Genomic DNA, 20,556 nt, shown 5'->3' with positions numbered 1-20,556 from the left:
GTCTCAGCCGACTAACCGAGCGGTACGCGACGGTGGACGAAGCTGCGCACCCGTTTGGCTACTGCCTGCGCTTCTGGCAGCTTCAGCTGGATACCGCAGAGAATGTAGACGACAAAACTGAGGATACTAATGGTCGCAAACTTCGGCACTAGCGAGAAGAAGCCGGTCTCTCCCGCTAGTAGTGGAAAGACGTAACGGACCAGTCCGTAAGTCGCACTACCCATTACGGTCGAAGCTGCTATGATACCGCTCAACTGTCGCATAAATTTACGGGTAATGAAGCTGCCGAGGCGGCGGGAGAGGATTGTCATCAGAATTATCACCTCGACAATGGCGACAATCGACTGGGCCATGGCTAATCCGCTAACACCGTAGATGTTGGCTAGATAGATAGCTAGGCTAACGTTCAAGATGATGGCCACCACACTGACGTAAAGCGGAGTTTTAGTATCCTGTTGAGCGTAAAAGACTCGGTTGACCAGCCGCAGTAGCGACTGGAAGATGATGGCCACAGCAAACCAACCTAGCACGTTGGCAACCGTCATATCCCCAAAGCCGATAAGCAGACGCACGATGTAGCCACGCATGAAGACCACAACCACTGCAGCCGGGACTGCAAACCAGAGAATCGCTCGCAATACACCTAAGATCTCCTTCTTTAGCAGGTCGGTCCGATTACTCAGGGCTCGCTCGGAAATCTTCGGGAAGGCCGCCGTCGCGATAGCGGTACCGATTAGCGTGATCGGATAGTTCTTCAAGTTAAAGGCAATCTGGTAAGCTGCAATGGCACCGACCGCCAGTCCAGAAGCGATGGCCCGCTCGATCACAGCGATCAAATACTCAAAGCCTTCATCGATTGAGCGGGGAATGATGAGGCGTAGTACCTTTCGAAAACCTTTATTCTTCCAGAAAATCTGTGGTTTGTAGGTGAACCCCAGCCCGGCCACCCCAAGAATCTGAATCCCTAACTGAGCGATAGCACCGATGACAACACCAAAGGCTACACCGTAGATACCGTAACTGTCGGTCAAATAAAGGATACCGAAGATGATACCGAGGTTATAAATTACCGGCGCTAGAGAGAAGAAAAAGAACCGGCCATAAGCCTGCTGAATGGTACCGAAAACGCTGGAGAGGGAGAAGAAGAAGGGGTTAAGAGCTAAAATACGCATGATGTTAGCCGCCACCTCCTGCTGCGCGGCATCGAAGCCCGGTGCTACTAGCCCCATCAGCTGATTAGCAAAGGCAAAGATGATGACGCTAGCAACTAAGGTTAATAGCCCCAGGAGGTTAGTGATGCTAGATGATATCTCCCAGGCCGACTTCTTATTCCCGCCAGCGAACCGCTCGTTTAACACTGGGAGTAAAGTGACAGTTAAGGCACCGGAGACGAGAATGAAAAACATTAAATCAGGTAATGAGAAGGCGGCGAAATAAGCATCGAGCTCGCCCTCGAGACCGAAACGCGCTGCCAGCAGACGATCCCTAAGTAAGCCGAAGAGTCCGCTTAAGAAGTAGCTGCCCGCTAAAAGCGAGGCAGCTACACCGATAGTTAGTGATTTATTAGCACGTTTGAGTACGCTGTTTGCCATGTCTATTCCTCTGAGAATAGATTATGTCAGCTTGGACCCATTTGGACAAATAGATTTAAGGCTCGACTATTTAGGGGCGAGAGCGTCTTTGAGGATTTCACGAACCTCGTCTTCGTTCAGAGTCTCCTGCTCGAGCAGTGCTGCGGCCAGTGCATCAAGCGCTTTGCGGTTGCCTTCGATTACCTTACGGGCGCGCTCGGTAGCATCCTGGAGGAGGCGGGTGATCTCAGCATCGATTAACTCGGCCGTAGCGTCGGAATACTCCTTGGTCTGAGATAGTTCACGATCGAGGATGATTGAATGATCGGAAGAGTCGAAATACTGGTTGGCCAGCTTATCACTCATGCCATACTTCACTACCATACTACGAGCCGTACCGGTGGCGTTCTGCAGGTCACTGCTAGCGCCGGTCGTCACCTTATCTGGTCCAAAGACTAGCTCTTCGGCCACTCGACCACCCATCGCCATTGCCATAGAATCTCTAAACTCGGCGATAGTGCGGTAGTTACGGTCCTCAGTCGGCAAACTCCAGGTCACTCCACCAGCGCCACCGCGACTGACAATAGTTACTTTGTGAATCGGATCGGCATTAGCCAATAAGTGCCCCACGATGGCGTGTCCACCTTCGTGGTAGGCGGTCAGCTTCTTCTCCTCATCGCTCATGACCTTGCTCTTGCGCTCCGGCCCGATAGCGACCTTCTCAAATGCATCGTCTAGGTCTTGGTTAATGATTTTCTTCCGGTTGTTACGAGCAGCCAAGATAGCAGCTTCATTAACGACGTTAGCTAGATCGGCACCACTCATACCGGCCGTCTTACCAGCTAGGGAGTCGATCTGCAGATCATCGCCCTTCGGCTTCTTCTCCAGGTGCACATCTAAGATAGCGGCACGATCTTTGCGATCGGGTAGGTCCATACGTACCTGACGGTCGAAACGGCCGGGGCGTAGCAGCGCTGGATCTAGTACGTCGGGCCGGTTAGTAGCCGCAATCACGATCACGTTAGTTCCCTGCTCGAAGCCATCCATTTCGACTAATATCTGGTTCAGTGTCTGCTCTCGCTCATCGTGCCCACCGCCAAGACCAGAGCCCCGCCGGCGACCGACTGCATCGATCTCGTCGACGAAGATGATGCAAGGCGCATTCTTCTTGGCCTTCATAAATAGATCGCGTACCCGGGAAGCACCGACACCGACAAACATCTCGACGAACTCACTTCCAGAGATACTGAAAAACGGCACCCCGGCCTCACCGGCAACGGCTCGAGCTAACATCGTCTTTCCGGTTCCTGGAGCTCCGATTAGCAGCACGCCTTTAGGGATGCGAGCACCGACATCGGCAAACTTCTTTGGCGTTTTGAGAAACTCGACGATTTCTTCCAGTTCCTCTTTCGATTCCTCCGCTCCAGCCACCTCACCGAACGTCACCTTCTCTTTGTCGTTTCCGTATACTTTAGCCTTACTCTTGCCAAAGCCCATGGCTTGGTTATTCTGGCCCTGAGCCTGCCGCATCATAAAGTAGAAGAAGCCAACCAGGATCATAATAGGCAAGAACGAGATGAGGAAGATATCGAGAAAACGTCCAGCACCAGCATCTGGGTCACTAGTAGTTATATCTACCTCGGTCGGATTGATGCCGTACTCAGTGATGCTAACCCCCGGATCCTCCCGAAATGTCACTAAGCGAGGGGCATTCTCATCGTTCGGTACAGCTGTAATCTGGCTGCCTTCAACGATAATCTCCTCGATATTACCCTCCTCGACCTGACGCACCACTTCGGACAGTGAAACCTGCTCGGTGTTCTCAGTCGTATTAGATAGCGCCCAGACTATCATGACGAAGACTATAACTACGGCCAGAAAACCGAAGTTGCGATTCTGTTTCTTCATATTTACTCGTTGTGGTTTCATAAAATTAGCACCTAATCATTACATTATTTAAGTATACAGGACGTAGAGATAACGATACCATTGCGCTTAGCACAGGCACAAATAGTCCCGCTAAGCGGCAACTGCTTATCTACTCGCGCTGTCTTGATAAAGTGCTCTAGGCGCAAAATCTGCGCTCTCGACACTTCAAGCTCGGGATAACGGCGCAGTACCCAAAGTAACACGTCTCGCGCGGCTGTCGTACTCAAACATAAAAATTTACTACGATTTATAAATACCTCTTCCCCGCCACACTGTGCCACTTCAGATGTGATACGTTCTAGCTCGACCTCGCGCAGCTGGCGCTGTTTGTCATTACGCTCCAGCTCTCGCTTTAGCTGTAGTTTACGTTCAGGGTGCTTAGCCAGTTCAGCTCGGAGATGATTGCGTGGCGTGTTAAGCGTTAGATTAGTACTATCTTCTCGCCAGCGCAGATTGTGCTGCCGGGCATACTCATATAGCTCTTCTTTCCAAATATTAAGCAAAGGACGCTTAATCAGTCCGGTCTCCTGGAGCGGCGCTAAGCCCTGCCAGTCCGCCCCCCGCTGCTGATTCAGCAACATAGTCTCGATCCGATCGTCAAGATGATGCGCAGTGATGATAGCCACGGCGCTATACTCCTCACGAACTTGCTCGAGCAGCCGGTAGCGAGCCGCCCGAGCCATAGCTTCACTAGCCAACTCACCGAGGTGGTGCGACTCACCGATGAACTCCAGTCCTAGCTCGACTATTACTTCATGTACCATTTCCATATCTTGAAACGAATCCATCCGCATACCGTGATCCAAGTGCGCCACGATAAGATCATAACCGCCATGCTTAACCATAATATCCAGTAAGCTCATCGAGTCCACCCCACCACTCACAGCCAGGACATATCGCCCCGGTGCAGGAAATTTGACTTTGTCTAGTAAACGATTTGCCATACAATGATTGTACCAATCATGAGCAAACCGGATATCACTCGAATCTTAGAGTTTCAAAAGTTCCTCCTCACCTTTCGCGGCGTGAAACGGACGCTCTACATCCCGGGCACTGATGAAGCTGAGAACGATGTTGACCACTCCTACTTCTTAGCTCTGCTCGCCTGGTTTATCGCTCCGCAAATCGATACTGAGCTCGACACTAATAAGATCATCAAATACGCCCTCATTCATGATTTAGTCGAAACTTACGCCGGTGATACCTTTGCTTTTGATGTAGCGGCACAAGCGGACAAAAAAGAGCGGGAGCACCAGTCGCTAATAAAGATTAAGGAGAATTTTAGTGACTTTCCCGGCATGATTGAGGCGATTGAGGCCTATGAACAACGCCAAGACCGGGAGAGCAAATTCGTCTACGCTCTAGATAAGATGACCCCGGCCTTCCTCTCCAGTCTCGATGGCGGGCGCTGCTGGATTGAGAATGAAATCACCTTTGAGGCAGCTGGAGCTTATGATGCGCCTAAGGTAGCCATCTCCGGTGACGTTATGCCTTACTATGAGGCCCTCCAAGAATACTTAAGCTCCCACCCTGAGTTCTATCATCCTAGCTAATGCTCTAAACGGTTCAGGCCAGACACCTCAGTAGCTATAGAAATACCAAGCTAGATTGTACCCAAACGAAACGCACTGTTTCGTTTGGAGAAGAAAGACAAACCGAAAGCTGAAAGTAAAACACCTTCCGCTATTTTGCGGAAGCTGAAGGTTTAGTCTGACGTGGTGGCAGTGGGTGGATTTGAACCACCGACCAACAGCTTATGAGTCTGCTGCTCTACCGCTGAGCTACACTGCCATGTAGTAGACCCTATTGATTATACGAACTACAGATGTAAATACCAAATTACTCTTCGGTCTCGTCTAACACTTCCGTCAGGTCGATTAGCTTGTTGTGTACTTGAGCATCATTCCAGGCATCATAGGCAAACGCAGCGGCGATAAGTAGTCCCGCTGCCATGATCGTCATAAAGTTAGGGTCCTGGATCAGAGCCTCTATATCGGATCGACTCATGGTCGTAGCATCTTCGGCTGGGGGTGCTAGCAGCGTTATCGTAACAGCGGCGATGAGCAACACTCCAAATCGAAAACGAGTACCGACATATACATAGCCTGTGCCGGGTACAAACAGATTGAGTAGGGCGGCTAGCCAAGGGGATTTGCGTCTTTGCATACTAGGCATTGTAGCACTTCTACCAGCTACCCCCACCGCCTCCGCCGATACCCCCACCAGAGAAGCCGCCACCACCGGAGAAACCACCGGAACTGCCGTTATAGGCACTGCGAGCGTAAGAATTAAGCCCGCTAGAGAGGCCGCTCATAAAGGCAACATTAGTGATGAGCGCTGAACTAGCCCCATTCGCCCAATCCTGTGGCGGTAAAGTCATAGAACTAAACTGCTTGGCCCACTTCCCCTCCACGCCCAGTGCTACGGCGTAAGGGAGAAACTTACTAAACTCTTCCGGTTGACGTTCTGGCGCCTCATGAAAGTCCATCCGTTCTTTCTCGGTCAGACTTAAAAACAGCTTGAATCCCTCGATCTTAGCCCAGCCAGTGTAGCCCTCATGGGTAACGCGCGAGGCTAGAGTACCCACTCCCATCCAAGAAGCTATTCCTGCCGCTAACGCCAGAGCCGCTAAGCCCGCAATCGGCGTCAGGAAAAAGGCTACCACTACTGCAGCTAGCAGAGAACCGCTCCGCTTAAACAATGATTTGGCCCAGCCGGGTTGGGCTCGATACAAGCCTTTTTCAGTAAGACTCTGCTTCAGAGTTTTGTGCATATTCTGCAGACTCTTGTACATGTCTTTAGCGTCTACGTCTTCGAGCTCTATTGTGCCACCCTCTTTAAATAGCACTGTGATGATATCGCGCTCATAGTTGCGTAATAGTGAACTGTCGGAACTCTCGATTTGATGAAAAGTGTATTTCTGCTTCTTAATCCACCGTCCGGTTTCCTTGAACTCTATCCGTAGATAGCCCCGTACAGCCAGGTCGATTACGGTAGCAGCAAACTCGATATGGTTACTGATATTATCATTTAGTAGGCCAACTTCAGCTGGGGTTAAATCTTTTGGAGGTTCATACTCTGATATAACCAGCTGTCGCCGCTTCCGTAACACGTAGCGAATGTGAGAAGTGATGATTCCGCCTAATCCACCGATTACTACCATAAAGAGCACCAGCCCGACACCGACCCACACCCAAGGAAACGGAGTGGTTTGAGCTTCAAGATAATTAGTGAAAACCCCCTCCGCAAACTCAAAGTAGGCCGTCACTCCCTCCCCGGTAGCGAGACTATTAGCCGTAATGATCACAGAATCTTCATCCCCCGTTAGCCTACAATCTCTAAGTGCACTACCCGATACACCCGCAAAACATTCGCGCTCGGTGGTAGCAAACGGCAGACTAATCTCTACGCTAACTGATTTGATCGGTATCTCCCAGCGGCTGCCCACTACATCGAGCTGGACCGCATCTACATCATCATATTGGTAGGCTACCGGATAGAGCCTGTAGGTTATGCCGTACTCCTCTATATCACGACTGCGTGTATCATCCCTATCACCGATACGTAGTCGGGTATAAGTGTCCTCATTTATCACCAAGTACGGTACGGCACTGCCATTGCGAGTCACGTCTAGTATGTCGAGCTTCACTTCATAAAATTGACGCTTCGAATCCTCAGCCTCGTACCGAATCGGTATGTCACGATAGATACCCCGCCTCTCATTACCGTTGAAGTCATACCGAATAGTCTCGGTAATCTCAGCCTGGCCATCACCATTAATATTTACTTCGCTCCGGAATTCCAGTATAGACTCACCGTTATCCGCTAGAACTGGACTCGCACCAAACAGACTAAGTGAAAGACTCAACAGAACTAGGAGAATCGTCAATCGTTTCATTAGCTCCAGTATGCCACTCGCAAGCGAAAAGTGAAACCTACCCCTTATTACTACCTTGACTGATAGAGTTAATAGTAGTATTTTGAATATTGTGACGCGGGGTAGAGCAGTGGCAGCTCGTCGGGCTCATAACCCGGAGGTCGCAGGTTCGAATCCTGCCCCCGCTACCAAGTAGTACACAATCTGATCAAGACCGGGTTCCATGACCTGGTCTTGTTGCTTTATAAGCACATCTGTAATTTTTACGCTAACCCCTGTATGACCTGTCCTTCTATAGCGACTGGACGATAAATTTTCTGACCGGGTTCCGTGATCGTTGTAAGATCTTGTTTGTTTCTCTGTTATATTTATTGTATGAAGAGTTTATTTCAAAAAGCTAAAACTAATCAGGGCCTCGATGCGGCACTAGATAACTTGAGAGACTTTCTCCAAAGCGAGAAAGAGTATTTAGCGATGGTATCGAAAGACACAATAAAGACATGCAATCGACTCCATGAATCTTGGTCTGGATCCTGGGCTGGTTATCATGCGAATTTATACTTCAAAGAATATGAAGTCCCGAATACAAGCCAGATGTTTGATCCGGAATGGGGTGGCGCTGGGGTGTTCAATGACGGCTACGATCCTGGTTGGCAGACAAAAACTCTTGATGAAATGTGGCAACATATCATAAGTAATGCATCAAAAAGGTTCGACATTGACGAGGCCAACGATAAATTAGAAGCCTTGAAGGAGTTAATGCGTAACCTGAAAATCCAACTAGAGTTAGTTATTGGTAATGATGTTTTAAAGAAAAAAATTGATGATATAGACGTGGATTTTTCAATCGGTGACTATATAAAAGCGCGTTCGCCTAGCCAGGTCGTATCGCGGGATTCAAAAGCTATATATCAAGGCATGCAAGTTCCACCGCATATAGAGTGTCAAGGATTTGGAAAAGCAATCGAATTAAACCTAAAATCAGCTAACGAGCTTATCAAGCTCGCAGAGTTACAAAAGAATCAACCTCGAAACATTACAAAGAATGACGTGAATGTCTGGCATTACACAAACCCTTTTTGGCTTGTTGCCACTGGTACTAAGAAAATTTACAGGTTCATGGAAAACCACAAGGTGAAGAGCTTATTTGGTGCCTTGATAGCTGTCGCTGGTCTTCTTGCTATTGACTACAGTCTTGCGTGGTCGAACACGAAGAGTATTATTAACTTTTTCAGAGACCTAGTTTAGTATTATGTTTTGTATCTCTGTAGACATAGTGCCTCCATCGCAAGAATTAAAAATGCACTTACGTCTACTGCTTCTTGCACGCAGCGGGCGTAAGTGCTTATCTCGCGATATATGGCGCACTGGAACTCAGAGAGTCCGCAGGGAGTACCTCTCCCTAAGGTTGAATTGTAATTTTAGTATATCATCGCCAATCGCTAAGCCAGTAGCTTTTTGATGCGGGCAAACCATTTTTTAGTGTGAGTTTCACGCGACTGCACTAGGCTTTTTGACAGAAGTTGCTGTTTTGTCATCTTGGAGAGTTTCTCCCAATTGTCGGCTGCGATAATGTAGCTGGCGTTACCATACTTAACACTCTCCATGACCGCGATTCCTTTCTTTTTGAAGACATAGACAACATAGCCAGTGAAGCCGCCCATGCCGATGGCACGGATGTCGGGATTAAATGAACTAATGCGCTCCTGGCGTAGCATTTGTACTGGTCGAATGCGTCTAGACTTCGACAAGATTTCATCCAACGATTCTTGCGTAATTTTTTCGCCCTTAGGAAGCACAATCCAGTTAAGTCGGCGAATTTCAGCCGGACTTGGGATTTCTTCTAGAGATTCATTTAGAATTTCTGCCTGTCCAAACACCTCTAAAAAGATATTGATGGCAGTTATCAGCTTCTCTGTGCTGCCGTCATCCCAGCGAATACCTTCAGTTAATACTATGTGCTTCTGTCCGTTAAACTCTCTGATAGTTAGCTCTAAATCAAAACCATCAATGTGCTCACGAGGATAACGGTAATATGGAATATCCACTAGTGAAGTTACCGTTCGTGTCTGGCCACGACCCGCCCACTCCTCGCGTGTCCATTCTTGGGTGCGATATAGTTTCTCTTTTTCTCGGTTTCGTAAGATTTTTTCTCTACCATGAGCGTTAAAACGAGTGGCTGGACCGACCGGCTTAGGTGTGAGTGTGTCACCAATCTTCGGATTCTTCCCGAAGCCAATTTTTTGAGCAACATTTTCGTTAGATTCAAGCTTAACAGCGATATTAACGACACCACCTCTAAGGTCGCCGGGTAGGTTATTGTTTAGTGAACGAATCCATCTCTTTTTTATGATGAGCATAATAGCTGCCTCCTAATGCTTTCTATCGCGCGGTGGAAACGGGTCATTGCCGTAACTGTCACGGTCCGATATTTTATTGTCCTTATTGTGTATGAAAAGCTCACCTTTGTTGTTGCGGGCTATTTCACGACCAGCTTGTGTGGCTTCGGCCTTTGTTTGGTGTCGGCTGGCAGCGCGATGCGCGCCTTGACTTTTTACTCCCCAGTCTTTGGAGTCTTTACTGTAGGTAATATGGACATTCTTCTTGGCCATTTTAAATCCCTCCTGCTACCCTAATGGGCGGTTTACTATTAGTAATTATTAGTTTATCAAAATCGTAAATTGTTTGTCAAATAGTCACGCCTAAGTTATCATTTAGATACGTAAAAGAGGTAGTCATGGATAGTAATCGCTATAAAAAAATCGGCGGTCGAATAAGAGATGCTCGTATTAGAGTCGGACTCACACAACAACAGCTTGCAGAAGCTGTTGGCTACAAATCTAGTACTGCTATATCGCTGATAGAATCCGGTGAACGTCGAGTTCAAATCAACGAATTAGAGGAGATTGGTAGAAAGTTATCGGTGACAATTGGCTATTTACTGGATGGCGAGGTTGCATCTGAGCACAAGGATGTCAGTATCGCGCTTCGCGCAGATGAAGACCTTAGCGAAGAAGACGTGAAGGGTGTTATGAATTATATAGAATGGATGAAAAGCCAGAGGAAAAAGTGAATGGAGGAGGAATTTAAAAACAAAGCCCGAATAAGCGGTTGTCACAACTCCGCCCGACAACTTATTAAGCGTGCTGGTATTATTGCGACACCAATTAAAATTAACGATCTGGTTGGTGTAATCACAAAAGATCATCCTGGGATAAGATTTTACGGAACCGATAAACTACCTAGTACTGTTTACGCAATTGCACATAAAGACGGTCAAGATATCGATATCGCCTTTAATAAAAAAACTTCTGTCAATCGGCAGAAGTTTTCTGTTGCACACGAATTCGGGCATCTCTATATGGGGCATGTCCATTCCGGAGCTTCAATTGACTTCGATGATTCTAGGGTGCCTGAAGTTGAAGCTAATGCGTTTGCTGCTGAACTAATAATGCCACTAAATTTGATAAAGGAAGACATCAAGAAATTTCGTGGCGATACTGCTGGCTTGATTAAGCACTTAGCGGTAAGTGAAGAAGCTTTTTGGTGGCGCATTACTAGTACGGGGTTGTTGAACAAGCTATGACATCAGATAACGAAGTTAGTGTTCAGCAAGAAATTGCTAATCCGTTCCACGGAAAACCACACATACTTCTACTCGGTGCCGGAGCAAGCAAAGCCGCTCTACCTAATGGCGATAGGAATGGACGGCCGGTACCGCTACTTCGCGATGTGGCAGAAAATTTGAAACTTGTAGACTTGTTTCCTAATAACCTAAAAGAATTGGCTACGCAAGATTTTGAGGCTGCTTACTCACAACTCTTCAACCTGGGCTCATCGGATAGTTTAAGTAGTATTGATTCATTGGTACGTGAATATTTTTCGGAGCTTGAGCTACCTGATAAGCCCAACCTGTACGACATCATAAACCTGTCTTTGCGTGATAAAGATGCGATCTTTACCTTCAACTGGGACCCATTTTTGATGCAATCCCGAATCCGGCTAGCTAAACTTGGTATTACCACAAGCTTCCCGAAACTATTCTTCTTACATGGAAACGTGACTGTAGGTTTCTGCGAGAAACATAACACTAGCGGTATTGCCGGTCTACCATGTAGTCGGTGTCGCAAGCCATTTAAGCCTTCCAAGTTGCTCTATCCGGTTGAGAACAAAGACTATCAGTCAGATAGTTTTATTAAACGTGAGTGGGAGGCAGCTCGGTTTTATTTTAAGGGTTGTTTTATATTTACAGCTTTCGGGTATAGCGCTCCCACTACCGACAAAGAAGCCATTGATTTGCTAAAGAAAGGCTGGGGCGATAACAACGACAGGGCGATGGAACAAACCGAAATTATTAACCGGCCCGGAGCAGATCAAGACAAACTCCGAGAAACCTGGGAGCCTTTTATTCATACGCACCATTACGACATACTGGATAGTTTTTATGATTCATTTATTGCCAAACATCCTCGGCGATCAATTGAGGCGTATTGGAACCAGTATTGGGAAGCCAAGTTTATATCCAACAATCCGGTACCGCAGACTTTTGCGAGCTTTGAAGCTTTGGCAAAATGGTATAAGCCCCTCATTGAAGCAGAGTAATCACAGGATTAGTATAAGTTAATGGACTATGCGCATCCTAAAAAATTTAAAGAATATGAAGACCGCTATGATCGGATAACTGTTGATTTTGCTCGCCGAGACTTTAAGTACTTTCTTCAATTCCGCGATGAATGGTTCAAAATCATGCCGGATGAAAAACCAGACTCATTTCGTAGCACGTTCCACTTGAATTGGATCTATATGATGGTGGTTGGCAACGCTCTTGTTGATCGCTACTACAAGCGTGACGAGACAATCGCCAAGTGGATAGCGGAAGATGAAGCAAAAGACTTACAAATCAGTTCTTCCCGGCTATCAGTTGAACCAAATTGCCAGCACTGTGGCAAGCAAGGCCTACGGATTATTGATAAAACCCTGATGAATCGTGGAGAAGACTATAAGTACGATGATCCCGAAGAAGTGCTATTCATGCTCAAGTGCCCGCACTGCGATAAAAACAGTGCCTTTTGGGAAGACGGAGCCGAATGGGAGCGCCGGCACACCTACTGCCCTAAATGCAAAGCAATTATGGAAGAAAGGACTACTCGTCTGAAAACTGCTATCAAAACTAAGTACAGCTGCCCTAAATGTCAGCACAGTTATCAAGATAAGTTGGATCTGATTCGTAAAAAAGAGAAGCCAGACCCAGATTTTGAAGACGACCGCAGAGCTTTCTGTCTCTTGGACGAAAAGGTTCGTCAAGAACACATCGATGCTAAGCACAGATTAGAAGGTATGGTGCAACTCGACAAAGAACTTAAAGAAAAAGAAGATAATAAGCACATTTATGATGCTGTGGCTCAAATCAAAAAGTTAAAGATTCCGGAGCTATCCGAAATACTAAGCCCAGTCTTAGAAAAAGCCGGATACATTGAATTTAGTCTAGATAAACCCGAAATGGGACGTGATGTCTTTATTGGATTTAGCTGTTTAGACGGCAAGAACGACCGAGATGACTATGACAGCAGGAAAACCTTGAAGAAGCTAGTCAATAAAGCACTTAATGATACCAACTGGCGGCTAACTAGTGACGGCATCACTTATAGACTCGGCTATTTAAGCGGAAGAGTCCGGGCTTACGAGAACGAAGAAGACATCAAGAAATTAGTTATGAAGAGCAAGAATTTGAAATCAAAGCAAACAAGTAGCCAGACAAACAAAGAAAAGAGCTCCTACCCCATCAAAGGCAAAGATGGTCGAGATATTATACTGTAAGCTATACTTATAGCTAATGCAGATAAATATACTTGATAGCTTTCTTGATAAATATATTGACGGCTATCTACTTAGCGACATTAAAACTATCAAAGACAAAATCCCTAGGGATAATCACCCAGGTAATGCTTCATATTTAATGACAAGCGCTCTCTGTTCGGGTATCGAATTTCTTGGCTTCTTATTACGCCAGCCACAGGAAGGCCAAGAAGTTAATGGTTCGTTTGCTTTCGAACACTACTGTAAGAATTATCTGAAAAATATTGACTCGAGGTACGAGGCCTTCGGAATCATAGGAAGAGAATTGATTAGAAATGGTATTGCTCACAGTTTTGTAACAAAGGGTAAGGTAGGCATAACTAGGCGTGGCGACAGGGATGATACTCATTTAGTGAGATATGCTGACAAAAAGTTGGTAATAATAAACCCAGATTTTCTATACGAAGACTTTAAAAAGTCTTACCTGGAATACGCAAAACCAAGGTTAGCGGAAACCGGCGACCTGCGCAATCGAGCAGAAACTAACTACCAAAGACTTAAAGACAAATACAATGAGGAAATAGACCGAATTGAACAAGCTACAAAAAATAAGCTGGATGACTGGCCGTGGCTTTATAAAGATCTTGTAGCAAACGAGATCACTATGGAAATAGTTGAAGAAAATGGAACTGAACCAATGGTAAGCTAGCTTAGGTATTGTAGTGAGTTGAAATCGTTTTTAGTCAGTTTCATACGTAAACTTCTTACGCTATATTTTAACCTAAGAGCCAACTTTTTGAGACAAGCCTTTTTTAGGTGTCTCATTTGTCTCATTTACCTCTGTTGGGGGTTCCAGACCTGTCTGCTCTACCAAGTAAACAGAAACCACCCAGAGATGGGTGGTTTCTGTTTGTCTCAGTTGAGAACGTTTCTAATCGTGAGCTTTCGTAGTTTGCGCTAGAGCTTCAACTATCCTTTTCTGTACAAGCGCATCGATGGCAGCGGCAACTCTGATACCGTGCTCTGCATTGATTGAGTCCAAATGCGCCATGCTATCAAACCCCCTAAAAAGGCACTGCGCCAACTCCCTGATTTCTTCCGGTACCTCTGCGAGCTTGCTCTCAGAAGCTGTCGGTTCTCCCCAATTTGGATCCATTTCGCTAGCATAGTGACCCATGAAGCAATTCTCCCATAAATGTTGTTAGCTAGCCAGGTTTGTTTTTGGTGAAGCTCCACAAACAAATCAGCTTTGAGCTGGAAGAATTCATGAGTTCCATGCGTCGATTCGCCCACACCGACCACTTTCTTGTTAGCAACTAGTTCGGCCAGCTTCCGAACTCCAGCTTCATAGTTTTCGTATAAATCTACGGCGTAATCATCTAGATTATTCATGGGTTAAGTATACATAAAGAAATGGATCAATCGGCAGCATCAAGCATACCCGCAACCTTCATGCCAGCTACATCCTCAATAGTTAATTCTGGGTTATTATCCAAGATTTTCTCGGTAAGGTAAACACCTACTTTATACAGTATCCAACGTGTATTAGTCTCGGGGTCATAGAACTTCCACTTCTGCCAATCATAGTTAGCTCCTAACTCTTTAATCGTAGCCAACTTCTCATCTATATTCTTTATATCGGAATAGTCGCTCCAAGGCGGCTTTGTACCTGTACGTTCCCGCTCGAAAACAGTGGCCGAACCTTCCATTAAAGCATCCTCGATAGCCGATATCTCGCCTCCGGCTACTCCACCCACCCAGCCTTGTACTAAGTGGAAGCACTCATGATAGAAGCTTCCGCGCAGATTATTGAACTGTAAATTCTTGTTAGTGAAAGCAGGGTCAAATGCTAGTGCGATCTTATCCTTATCTAAGGCAAATCCACCCGTACCGGTAATCTTGATAAGATATTGATTATCGAAGATGACTTCTATAACTTCAGGTACCTGTGGCAGGAGTTCTCTCACCTCTTGTAGCCATATTGGCAGAGCCACCTCTATGCGGCTCTTATCTTTCTGGCTGATTTCTACATATGACACTTTTATCATGCTACTATTATACAGTTCTAGACCCATCCCTATCGCTAACCCTTAAGTGCAGATTGCCTATATTAGGCCGCTAGCGAACAAAGTTCGAATACAATCGCGTCTACCAAGTTGGACACTTATCACCGAAGACCCGGTTCCTAGACCGAATCTTATCTATGTATAGCTACCTCTTTGCTATACTCAGTTTAATGGCTACAGAAGTAATCAAACCGCCTGAGATCGTAAATACTGAGACTCCCGTTCTATTCCTAGCCGGACCGATACAAGGCGCAGAAGATTGGCAGGAGAAAGCCATTGATATCATTAGTGGTATTACATCCGGGATTACTATTGCTTCGCCGAGAAGAGAATACCCAGAAGGTACGTTTGTATACGAAAAACAAGTCGACTGGGAGACGGAATACCTTAAACGCGCAGCTAAAACTGGCGCAGTAATGTTTTGGCTGGCATGTCAGGCCGAAGCCGGAGATCCAGATGAGAGAGGATTTTCTAGAGCTTACGCTCAAACATCAAGGTTTGAACTAGCTGAGGCTAAGCTCAAGCATGAGAGAGACGGGATTAACCTAGTAGTAGGAATTGAAAAAGGTTTTGGTAACGAAAGGTACATTCGTAGGCGCTTCTCCCAGGACTGTCCTAATGTACCCATTCTAGATAGGCTTGATAGTACTTGTAGGGCGGCAGTCAAGCTCATTAAAGAGCAGTAGAGTGCCCTCTCAGCCCGCTTTCCATTAACTACGCTCTTGGCTAGTAGAAATTGATTCTGTGGGGCTACTTGTTTTGTTATATTCATCGATCAATTAAATTGAGAAAATACCAGAAAAGAGGTAGAATTAAACTAACAATATACATAAGCAGATACTAGAAATGAATATACTACATGAAAGCTCTTTTGAAACTCAGTATCGCTTCGATAATATTAACGTTCGTTACTCTAGTCCCAGTCGCCCAAGCTGCCACTTCACCAGGACTCGGAACAGCCGCTAGCTTCTCCATACTAGCCGGCTCTGAGGTCACCAATACCGGACCCACTACTATCAGTGGTAATGTCGGCATCAGCCCCTCATACCACTGGTTTCGGCAGCGTCACCTTGGGCGGTACAGTTCACGATGCTAATGGCACGGCTCTTTCTGCTCAAGCCGACCGTGGTGCAGCCTTTACTGCCCTCGGCTCACAGACCTGTGATACCACCTATGCCGGTACCAAGGATTTGGTCGGAGAGAACTTGGTAGCGGGTGTCTACTGTGCCGATGCTTTTGAGCTTACTGGAACCCTTACCCTCAACGGTGCGGCTACCGACGTCTGGATCTTCAAATCAGCCAGCAGCTTGGTGACCACTGGAAGTACCGCTAACATCGTCTTTACCGGCGGCGGTCAAGCGTGTAACGTCTGGTGGCGTGTGGTCAGCAGCGCTACATTTGACGCAGGTACTGAGTTTGTCGGCAACGTTCTGGCTAGTACTAGCATAACTTTCGCCACCGGTGCCACACTCGATGGCCGCGCACTTGATGGTACCGCCGAAATCACCTTAGACAGCAACACCATCACTGGGCCGACATGTACAGCTACTGCTGATGCATCGGCTACACCGGGATTACCGGACACTAGCATTACCGCAGAGACTGACGAGACAACAGCCGTGAATTTACTGGCCATATTCTTCGTGCTAGCAGTAGTTGGTTACGCTGTTCACAAGTCAGACCGCCTTACTAACCGCTAATCCTTAGAACTATGAAGAAGCCGGTAAAATTGAAGCGTATTTTACTGGTAGGGCTGGTAGTCGGAATCGCTGTACTGAGTACACTGCTTAGCAGCGATAACCCGCCCGCTTCGGCAGTAAGTCTCGATATCCCTCCTGAGACCGAAGCTATAATGGAGTCACCTGGAGTCATTCACAGCAAACCTACCCGCCTCCTAATCCCGACTCTCAGTATAGATGCCGATATAGCACACGTCGGACTGACTAGCGATGGCGACATGGAGGCACCCGAGAAGCTCTCAGATGCAGGCTGGTACCAGTACGGCTCGCATCCTGGGGATGAGGGCAACGCTGTCATCGCCGGTCACGTAGGCGGACTGAAGACACCTGGTGTATTTGCTAATCTACATAAGCTGCAGATCGGTGAACACTTCTCAGTGGTAGACGAACAGGGCCAGAACGTACATTTCACTGTCATGAAAATCAAGACCTACGCCCAAGATGACCGACCTGATGAAGTATTTCGTAGCAAAGCTGGTCAACACCTAAACCTTATTACCTGCACTGGCGCCTGGAATGAACAGGGCCAAACCTACGCGGACCGGCTAGTCGTCTTTGCCGATAAAACTGACTGACTCACAGAAATTTATCCACCACCCGGTAGAGTACTAGCCCTACGGCGTATAAGTTACGAGCAGCTCCTTGTCATATATTTAAGTAGTTGCTAAAATGCTAATTATGAACCCAATAGTTAGCGACCAATCTACAATAACCCTCACCCCGCAAGATGAGCGGCTGATATTCACTATGCAGCTACTAGGTGATGCGACCCGGTACAAGATATTTAAACTACTACTTGATGGCTCCGACCGCTGTGTCGGTGAGATTGCCGCCGAGCTGGATATTTCAATATCGGCCGTATCCCAACACTTCCGTCACTTCGAACGACTCGGTTTGGTCGATAAGCAGCGCACCGGCCAAAAGATATGCTATCTACTCCGCTGTGAAGATGAACTAGTAGAAGAAGTTACTAAGCTTATCTCAAGCAAATAATTAAGTTGAAGGAGAACAATATGTCTAAAGTCACTATCTATACCACCGCTACCTGTGCCTACTGCCACATGCTCAAGAACTACTTGAGCGAGCACGATGTCACGTTTGATGAGAAGCGGGCCGATGAGGATCAGCTCCTTGCGAAAGAACTATACGAGAAGAGCGGTCAGCTTGGCGTACCGTTTGCCATCATAGAGAAAGACGACGGCTCTACTGAGCAAGTACTCGGCTTCGACAAGCCGAAGATCGATGCAGCACTAGGCTTAGCTTAAGTCTCTATCCGAAACAGAAAATACAGCCACTCCCGAACGTTATCGGCTAACGTCTGGGTGAAGGTCGGCTCTGGCTCCGGTTGGGGCGGGCCGGCCGGCTCAGGAATACGATCTGGAAATATCACTACCTTTTCCCCCGGTGCCTGCAACTCCAACTTTGCTCGAGCTTCCAGTTCGGTAAAGGCATCAGTCTGGTAGTAGGCTAACTCATACTCGAGTTGTCGGTTCTCTAGCTCTAGAATCTCATTCTCCGCTGCTAACTCATCCATGCGCTGCTGCAGCTGGTAGTTGCGGGCGATGACATTCAAGGTAGAGAAGGCTACGTAGCCTAGTAGCACCAACACACCGACCATTACAGCCTGACGAGGGGAGAACTTGAACTTAGCTAGCCATTTCTTCATATTTACTACCTATCTATCAAAAGTATAGCAGCTGTTTGCTATACTTTTGGGGTAGACAAAGTTTACACGGGGGTGTAGCTCAGCGGTTAGAGCAGTTGGCTCATAACTAATTGGTCGCTGGTTCGATTCCAGCCACCCCCACCACACTTATCCCACCCACACCCGCCTAAGAGCGGGATAGTTTTTATCTACACTTACTGGTTTCGCTATCTTGCACACAAGATGAACTTCCCTAAGCTTTGTCAGCTGGTTGACGTATACTGTAAAATATAGTCAAGGAAGATACTATGCACGAACAGTTTGCCAGCTCAAATGATATTGAGATCACGGCTTCAACTGCCGAGATCACCCTAGATAAGGCTGCCGTCAACCGAAGTGCATTTCTAACGGCCGCAGAATACAATCTACGCCACACGAATCCTCAACTATATACGCTCTGTCATGAGATCGCTCGGGTGCTAGCAAGGGGCTTCGCCGGGCCCGACACCAACCCTGAACGGGCGCAAGCTTTTCTCCTTGGTGTCTATGCTGGTCATGAGATGGTATCAGCCCAGTTCCCGGCCAACCAGTCACTCTTTAGCCAACAAGCTAAGGCTGTGAAAACTGAAGCCCCGCCCCTTAGACTCGACTACAGTATGGACGGTGACGAATTAATCAGTCAGGTCGATGCGATATTACTGGATGGGCAGACATCCTGCGAAGCTAGTCTCAGCGCGGCCTATCCAATCATCGAATCCAGAGAATGCATAGTGCTAGGACGAGAGCTAGCTCGCTACTTTCCTCAATTTAGAGCCGGGATCGGGCTGGTAGCTGAAGCTGGACTAGTAGGGGCGAGAAGGTTGTATGAAGATAGATTGGTCGCAGCAGAGAGCAGCGATCTAGATGCCCTTGATGATCCGAAGATGTTTAATGAGCTGTTCGGTAGCAGTTAAGCCATAAATAGAAACTACCGCTAAATAAGCTGTTGCCGCATGCTCTGTAGATACACCACTACTTCATCCAGAGTGGTCAGCTCCATAAGATGTGCTCGAATCTTAGCTGCGCCCTCCCAGTCAGAGATATAGATTTTGAAGAACTTCTTCATGACTTCGAACGGTTTCATCTCTCCCCAGGTTTCTTCCCACAGCTCGAGGTGACGCAAAAGCAGATCAATGCGTTCGACCGGTGTCGGCGATACGGGAGTTGGTGCAAACACCCATGGATCACGGAAGATACCGCGACCGATCATGATGCCATCGACTCCAGTTTGGCGAACCAGCTCCTCGCCGTAAGTGCGTGAAGTCACATCGCCGTTGCCGATAATCGGTGTCTCCCGGTCCATTTCATCTCGTAGCTTCACGACTTTAGCTATCTCATCCCACTGAGCTGGATACTTCGACTGCTCGACAGCGATGCGACCGTGTACGGTTAAAGCAGCGATACCCTGCTCCAGCAGCCAGCCACACCAATCTTCAGTCTGGACCCGCTTAAAACCAAGACGAGTCTTCACACTTACCGGCAGCTCTCCAGCTCCCTCCTTGGTAGCGGCAATCAGTTCAGCCGCTAGTACTCGGTCATCGATCAGGGCCGAGCAGCAACCGTTCTTCACCACAGCTCGCACCGGGCAGCCCATGTTGAGGTCGATGCCGGCAAAACCACGTTCGGCCAGCTCCCGAGCAGTTTGGAAGTAGCTCTCCGGCTTCTTGCCCCAGATCTGAGCAATCAATGGCTGTTCACTGGAAGTAAACTGTAGCTTCTTCTCTACCGCCTTGCGACCCGGGCTCTGCAGACCGTCAGCATTGGCAAACTCAGTAAAAAATAGGTCTGGTGCGGCTGTTTCGGCGATTAAACGGCGAAATACAGTATCGGTTACATCGTCCATCGGAGCGAGGATAAAGAATGGTCGGGGTAGTTGTTGCCAGATACTCATTGA

Annotated in this window: 25 protein-coding genes and 3 tRNA genes; 15 read left to right on the top strand and 13 right to left on the bottom strand. The window is 47.3% G+C overall.

Annotation, left to right across the window (positions count from 1 at the left end):
- Positions 1 to 11 precede the first annotated feature (11 nt).
- The 3 genes from murJ to tilS all read right to left on the bottom strand — a co-directional run bounded on the left by murJ (position 12) and on the right by tilS (position 4,444).
- On the bottom strand, positions 12 to 1,592 hold the full coding sequence (murJ, locus tag WD467_02835) for a murein biosynthesis integral membrane protein MurJ (GenBank protein ID MEX2452822.1): 1,581 nt from the start codon (positions 1,590 to 1,592) through the stop codon (positions 12 to 14).
- 66 nt (positions 1,593 to 1,658) lie between these two features.
- A complete protein-coding gene (gene ftsH / locus WD467_02830; protein ID MEX2452821.1) occupies positions 1,659 to 3,500 on the bottom strand; it encodes an ATP-dependent zinc metalloprotease FtsH in 1,842 nt (613 codons plus the stop codon).
- A 23-nt stretch (positions 3,501 to 3,523) separates the two neighbouring features.
- The gene (gene tilS, locus WD467_02825; protein ID MEX2452820.1) at positions 3,524 to 4,444 is read right to left on the bottom strand and encodes a tRNA lysidine(34) synthetase TilS; all 921 of its coding nucleotides are present in this window, start codon (positions 4,442 to 4,444) and stop codon (positions 3,524 to 3,526) included.
- Between the two features lie 18 nt (positions 4,445 to 4,462).
- Here tilS and WD467_02820 point away from each other — a divergent pair, with 18 nt between their 5' ends.
- Positions 4,463 to 5,053, top strand: a complete 591-nt coding sequence (locus WD467_02820) for an HD domain-containing protein (GenBank protein MEX2452819.1) — start codon at positions 4,463 to 4,465, stop codon at positions 5,051 to 5,053.
- Positions 5,054 to 5,216: 163 nt separating this feature from the next.
- Here the strand turns inward: WD467_02820 and WD467_02815 are convergent.
- The 3 genes from WD467_02815 to WD467_02805 all read right to left on the bottom strand — a co-directional run bounded on the left by WD467_02815 (position 5,217) and on the right by WD467_02805 (position 7,398).
- Positions 5,217 to 5,291: transfer RNA gene (locus WD467_02815), tRNA-Met, on the bottom strand.
- A 48-nt stretch (positions 5,292 to 5,339) separates the two neighbouring features.
- On the bottom strand, positions 5,340 to 5,666 hold the full coding sequence (locus WD467_02810; GenBank protein ID MEX2452818.1) for a hypothetical protein: 327 nt from the start codon (positions 5,664 to 5,666) through the stop codon (positions 5,340 to 5,342).
- A 19-nt stretch (positions 5,667 to 5,685) separates the two neighbouring features.
- The gene (locus WD467_02805) at positions 5,686 to 7,398 is read right to left on the bottom strand and encodes a DUF2207 domain-containing protein (protein MEX2452817.1); all 1,713 of its coding nucleotides are present in this window, start codon (positions 7,396 to 7,398) and stop codon (positions 5,686 to 5,688) included.
- 95 nt (positions 7,399 to 7,493) lie between these two features.
- Between WD467_02805 and WD467_02800 the strand changes: the two genes are divergently transcribed.
- A tRNA-Met gene (locus WD467_02800) sits at positions 7,494 to 7,568 on the top strand.
- Positions 7,569 to 7,752: 184 nt separating this feature from the next.
- Complete coding sequence (locus WD467_02795) at positions 7,753 to 8,625, top strand: hypothetical protein (GenBank protein ID MEX2452816.1); 873 nt, start codon at positions 7,753 to 7,755, stop codon at positions 8,623 to 8,625.
- 194 nt (positions 8,626 to 8,819) lie between these two features.
- Here WD467_02795 and WD467_02790 read toward each other — a convergent pair whose 3' ends face one another.
- Both WD467_02790 and WD467_02785 read right to left on the bottom strand, forming a co-directional pair.
- Positions 8,820 to 9,737 carry a hypothetical protein gene (locus WD467_02790; GenBank protein MEX2452815.1) on the bottom strand — a complete coding sequence of 306 codons (918 nt, stop codon included), beginning with the start codon at positions 9,735 to 9,737 and terminating at the stop codon, positions 8,820 to 8,822.
- Between the two features lie 12 nt (positions 9,738 to 9,749).
- Positions 9,750 to 9,989 (bottom strand): DUF2188 domain-containing protein, encoded by a 240-nt coding sequence (locus tag WD467_02785; GenBank protein MEX2452814.1) that lies wholly within the window; start codon positions 9,987 to 9,989, stop codon positions 9,750 to 9,752.
- A 125-nt stretch (positions 9,990 to 10,114) separates the two neighbouring features.
- On the opposite strand from WD467_02785, the gene WD467_02780 reads away from it, so the two are divergent.
- Genes WD467_02780 through WD467_02760 form a run of 5 tightly spaced genes read left to right on the top strand, consistent with a single transcriptional unit; the run spans position 10,115 to position 13,882 of the window.
- Complete coding sequence (locus tag WD467_02780; protein ID MEX2452813.1) at positions 10,115 to 10,450, top strand: helix-turn-helix transcriptional regulator; 336 nt, start codon at positions 10,115 to 10,117, stop codon at positions 10,448 to 10,450.
- A complete protein-coding gene (locus WD467_02775) occupies positions 10,451 to 10,963 on the top strand; it encodes an ImmA/IrrE family metallo-endopeptidase (GenBank protein ID MEX2452812.1) in 513 nt (170 codons plus the stop codon). It abuts the gene before it with no gap.
- Complete coding sequence (locus tag WD467_02770) at positions 10,960 to 11,979, top strand: hypothetical protein (GenBank protein ID MEX2452811.1); 1,020 nt, start codon at positions 10,960 to 10,962, stop codon at positions 11,977 to 11,979. The genes WD467_02775 and WD467_02770 overlap by 4 nt, the downstream gene beginning before the upstream one ends.
- A gap of 21 nt (positions 11,980 to 12,000) precedes the next feature.
- Positions 12,001 to 13,194 (top strand): hypothetical protein, encoded by a 1,194-nt coding sequence (locus WD467_02765; GenBank protein ID MEX2452810.1) that lies wholly within the window; start codon positions 12,001 to 12,003, stop codon positions 13,192 to 13,194.
- A 16-nt stretch (positions 13,195 to 13,210) separates the two neighbouring features.
- Entirely contained in the window at positions 13,211 to 13,882 is a 672-nt protein-coding gene (locus WD467_02760; GenBank protein MEX2452809.1) for a hypothetical protein, read from the top strand.
- 260 nt (positions 13,883 to 14,142) lie between these two features.
- Here the strand turns inward: WD467_02760 and WD467_02755 are convergent, their stop codons facing one another.
- Together WD467_02755 and WD467_02750 are read right to left on the bottom strand one after the other, a co-directional pair.
- Positions 14,143 to 14,565 carry a hypothetical protein gene (locus tag WD467_02755; protein MEX2452808.1) on the bottom strand — a complete coding sequence of 141 codons (423 nt, stop codon included), beginning with the start codon at positions 14,563 to 14,565 and terminating at the stop codon, positions 14,143 to 14,145.
- A 26-nt stretch (positions 14,566 to 14,591) separates the two neighbouring features.
- Positions 14,592 to 15,221: a DUF2268 domain-containing putative Zn-dependent protease gene (locus tag WD467_02750; GenBank protein MEX2452807.1), complete on the bottom strand. Its 630-nt coding sequence runs from the start codon at positions 15,219 to 15,221 to the stop codon at positions 14,592 to 14,594.
- 188 nt (positions 15,222 to 15,409) lie between these two features.
- Between WD467_02750 and WD467_02745 the strand changes: the two genes are divergently transcribed.
- Positions 15,410 to 15,925 carry a nucleoside 2-deoxyribosyltransferase domain-containing protein gene (locus WD467_02745; GenBank protein MEX2452806.1) on the top strand — a complete coding sequence of 172 codons (516 nt, stop codon included), beginning with the start codon at positions 15,410 to 15,412 and terminating at the stop codon, positions 15,923 to 15,925.
- A gap of 169 nt (positions 15,926 to 16,094) precedes the next feature.
- Here WD467_02745 and WD467_02740 read toward each other — a convergent pair whose 3' ends face one another.
- Positions 16,095 to 16,274, bottom strand: coding sequence for a hypothetical protein (locus tag WD467_02740; protein ID MEX2452805.1), 180 nt, complete (start codon positions 16,272 to 16,274; stop codon positions 16,095 to 16,097).
- Here WD467_02740 and WD467_02735 point away from each other — a divergent pair.
- The 4 genes from WD467_02735 (at position 16,265) to WD467_02720 (ending at position 18,243) form a co-directional block, all read left to right on the top strand.
- Entirely contained in the window at positions 16,265 to 16,939 is a 675-nt protein-coding gene (locus WD467_02735; protein ID MEX2452804.1) for an ice-binding family protein, read from the top strand. The two genes, WD467_02740 and WD467_02735, sit on opposite strands and share 10 nt — an antisense overlap.
- Positions 16,940 to 16,950: 11 nt before the next feature.
- Entirely contained in the window at positions 16,951 to 17,553 is a 603-nt protein-coding gene (locus WD467_02730) for a class F sortase (GenBank protein MEX2452803.1), read from the top strand.
- Between the two features lie 103 nt (positions 17,554 to 17,656).
- Complete coding sequence (locus WD467_02725) at positions 17,657 to 17,971, top strand: metalloregulator ArsR/SmtB family transcription factor (protein MEX2452802.1); 315 nt, start codon at positions 17,657 to 17,659, stop codon at positions 17,969 to 17,971.
- Positions 17,972 to 17,991: 20 nt separating this feature from the next.
- Complete coding sequence (locus tag WD467_02720; GenBank protein MEX2452801.1) at positions 17,992 to 18,243, top strand: glutaredoxin family protein; 252 nt, start codon at positions 17,992 to 17,994, stop codon at positions 18,241 to 18,243.
- Here WD467_02720 and WD467_02715 read toward each other — a convergent pair.
- Positions 18,240 to 18,644: a septum formation initiator family protein gene (locus WD467_02715; GenBank protein MEX2452800.1), complete on the bottom strand. Its 405-nt coding sequence runs from the start codon at positions 18,642 to 18,644 to the stop codon at positions 18,240 to 18,242. The genes WD467_02720 and WD467_02715 overlap by 4 nt on opposite strands.
- Before the next feature lie 68 nt (positions 18,645 to 18,712).
- On the opposite strand from WD467_02715, the gene WD467_02710 reads away from it, so the two are divergent.
- Positions 18,713 to 18,788 (top strand) — tRNA-Ile (locus WD467_02710).
- A 143-nt stretch (positions 18,789 to 18,931) separates the two neighbouring features.
- Complete coding sequence (locus WD467_02705) at positions 18,932 to 19,576, top strand: hypothetical protein (protein MEX2452799.1); 645 nt, start codon at positions 18,932 to 18,934, stop codon at positions 19,574 to 19,576.
- A 20-nt stretch (positions 19,577 to 19,596) separates the two neighbouring features.
- Here WD467_02705 and WD467_02700 read toward each other — a convergent pair whose 3' ends face one another.
- Positions 19,597 to 20,553: a tRNA-dihydrouridine synthase gene (locus tag WD467_02700; GenBank protein MEX2452798.1), complete on the bottom strand. Its 957-nt coding sequence runs from the start codon at positions 20,551 to 20,553 to the stop codon at positions 19,597 to 19,599.
- Between the last annotated feature and the right edge of the window lie 3 nt (positions 20,554 to 20,556).

This window comes from Candidatus Saccharimonadales bacterium (assembly GCA_040903985.1).
Taxonomy (GTDB): Bacteria; Patescibacteriota; Saccharimonadia; order QS-5-54-17; family QS-5-54-17; genus JBBDUI01.
The sequence above is the reverse complement of the archived record's forward strand: the minus strand, read 5'-3'. Positions and strand labels throughout refer to the sequence as shown.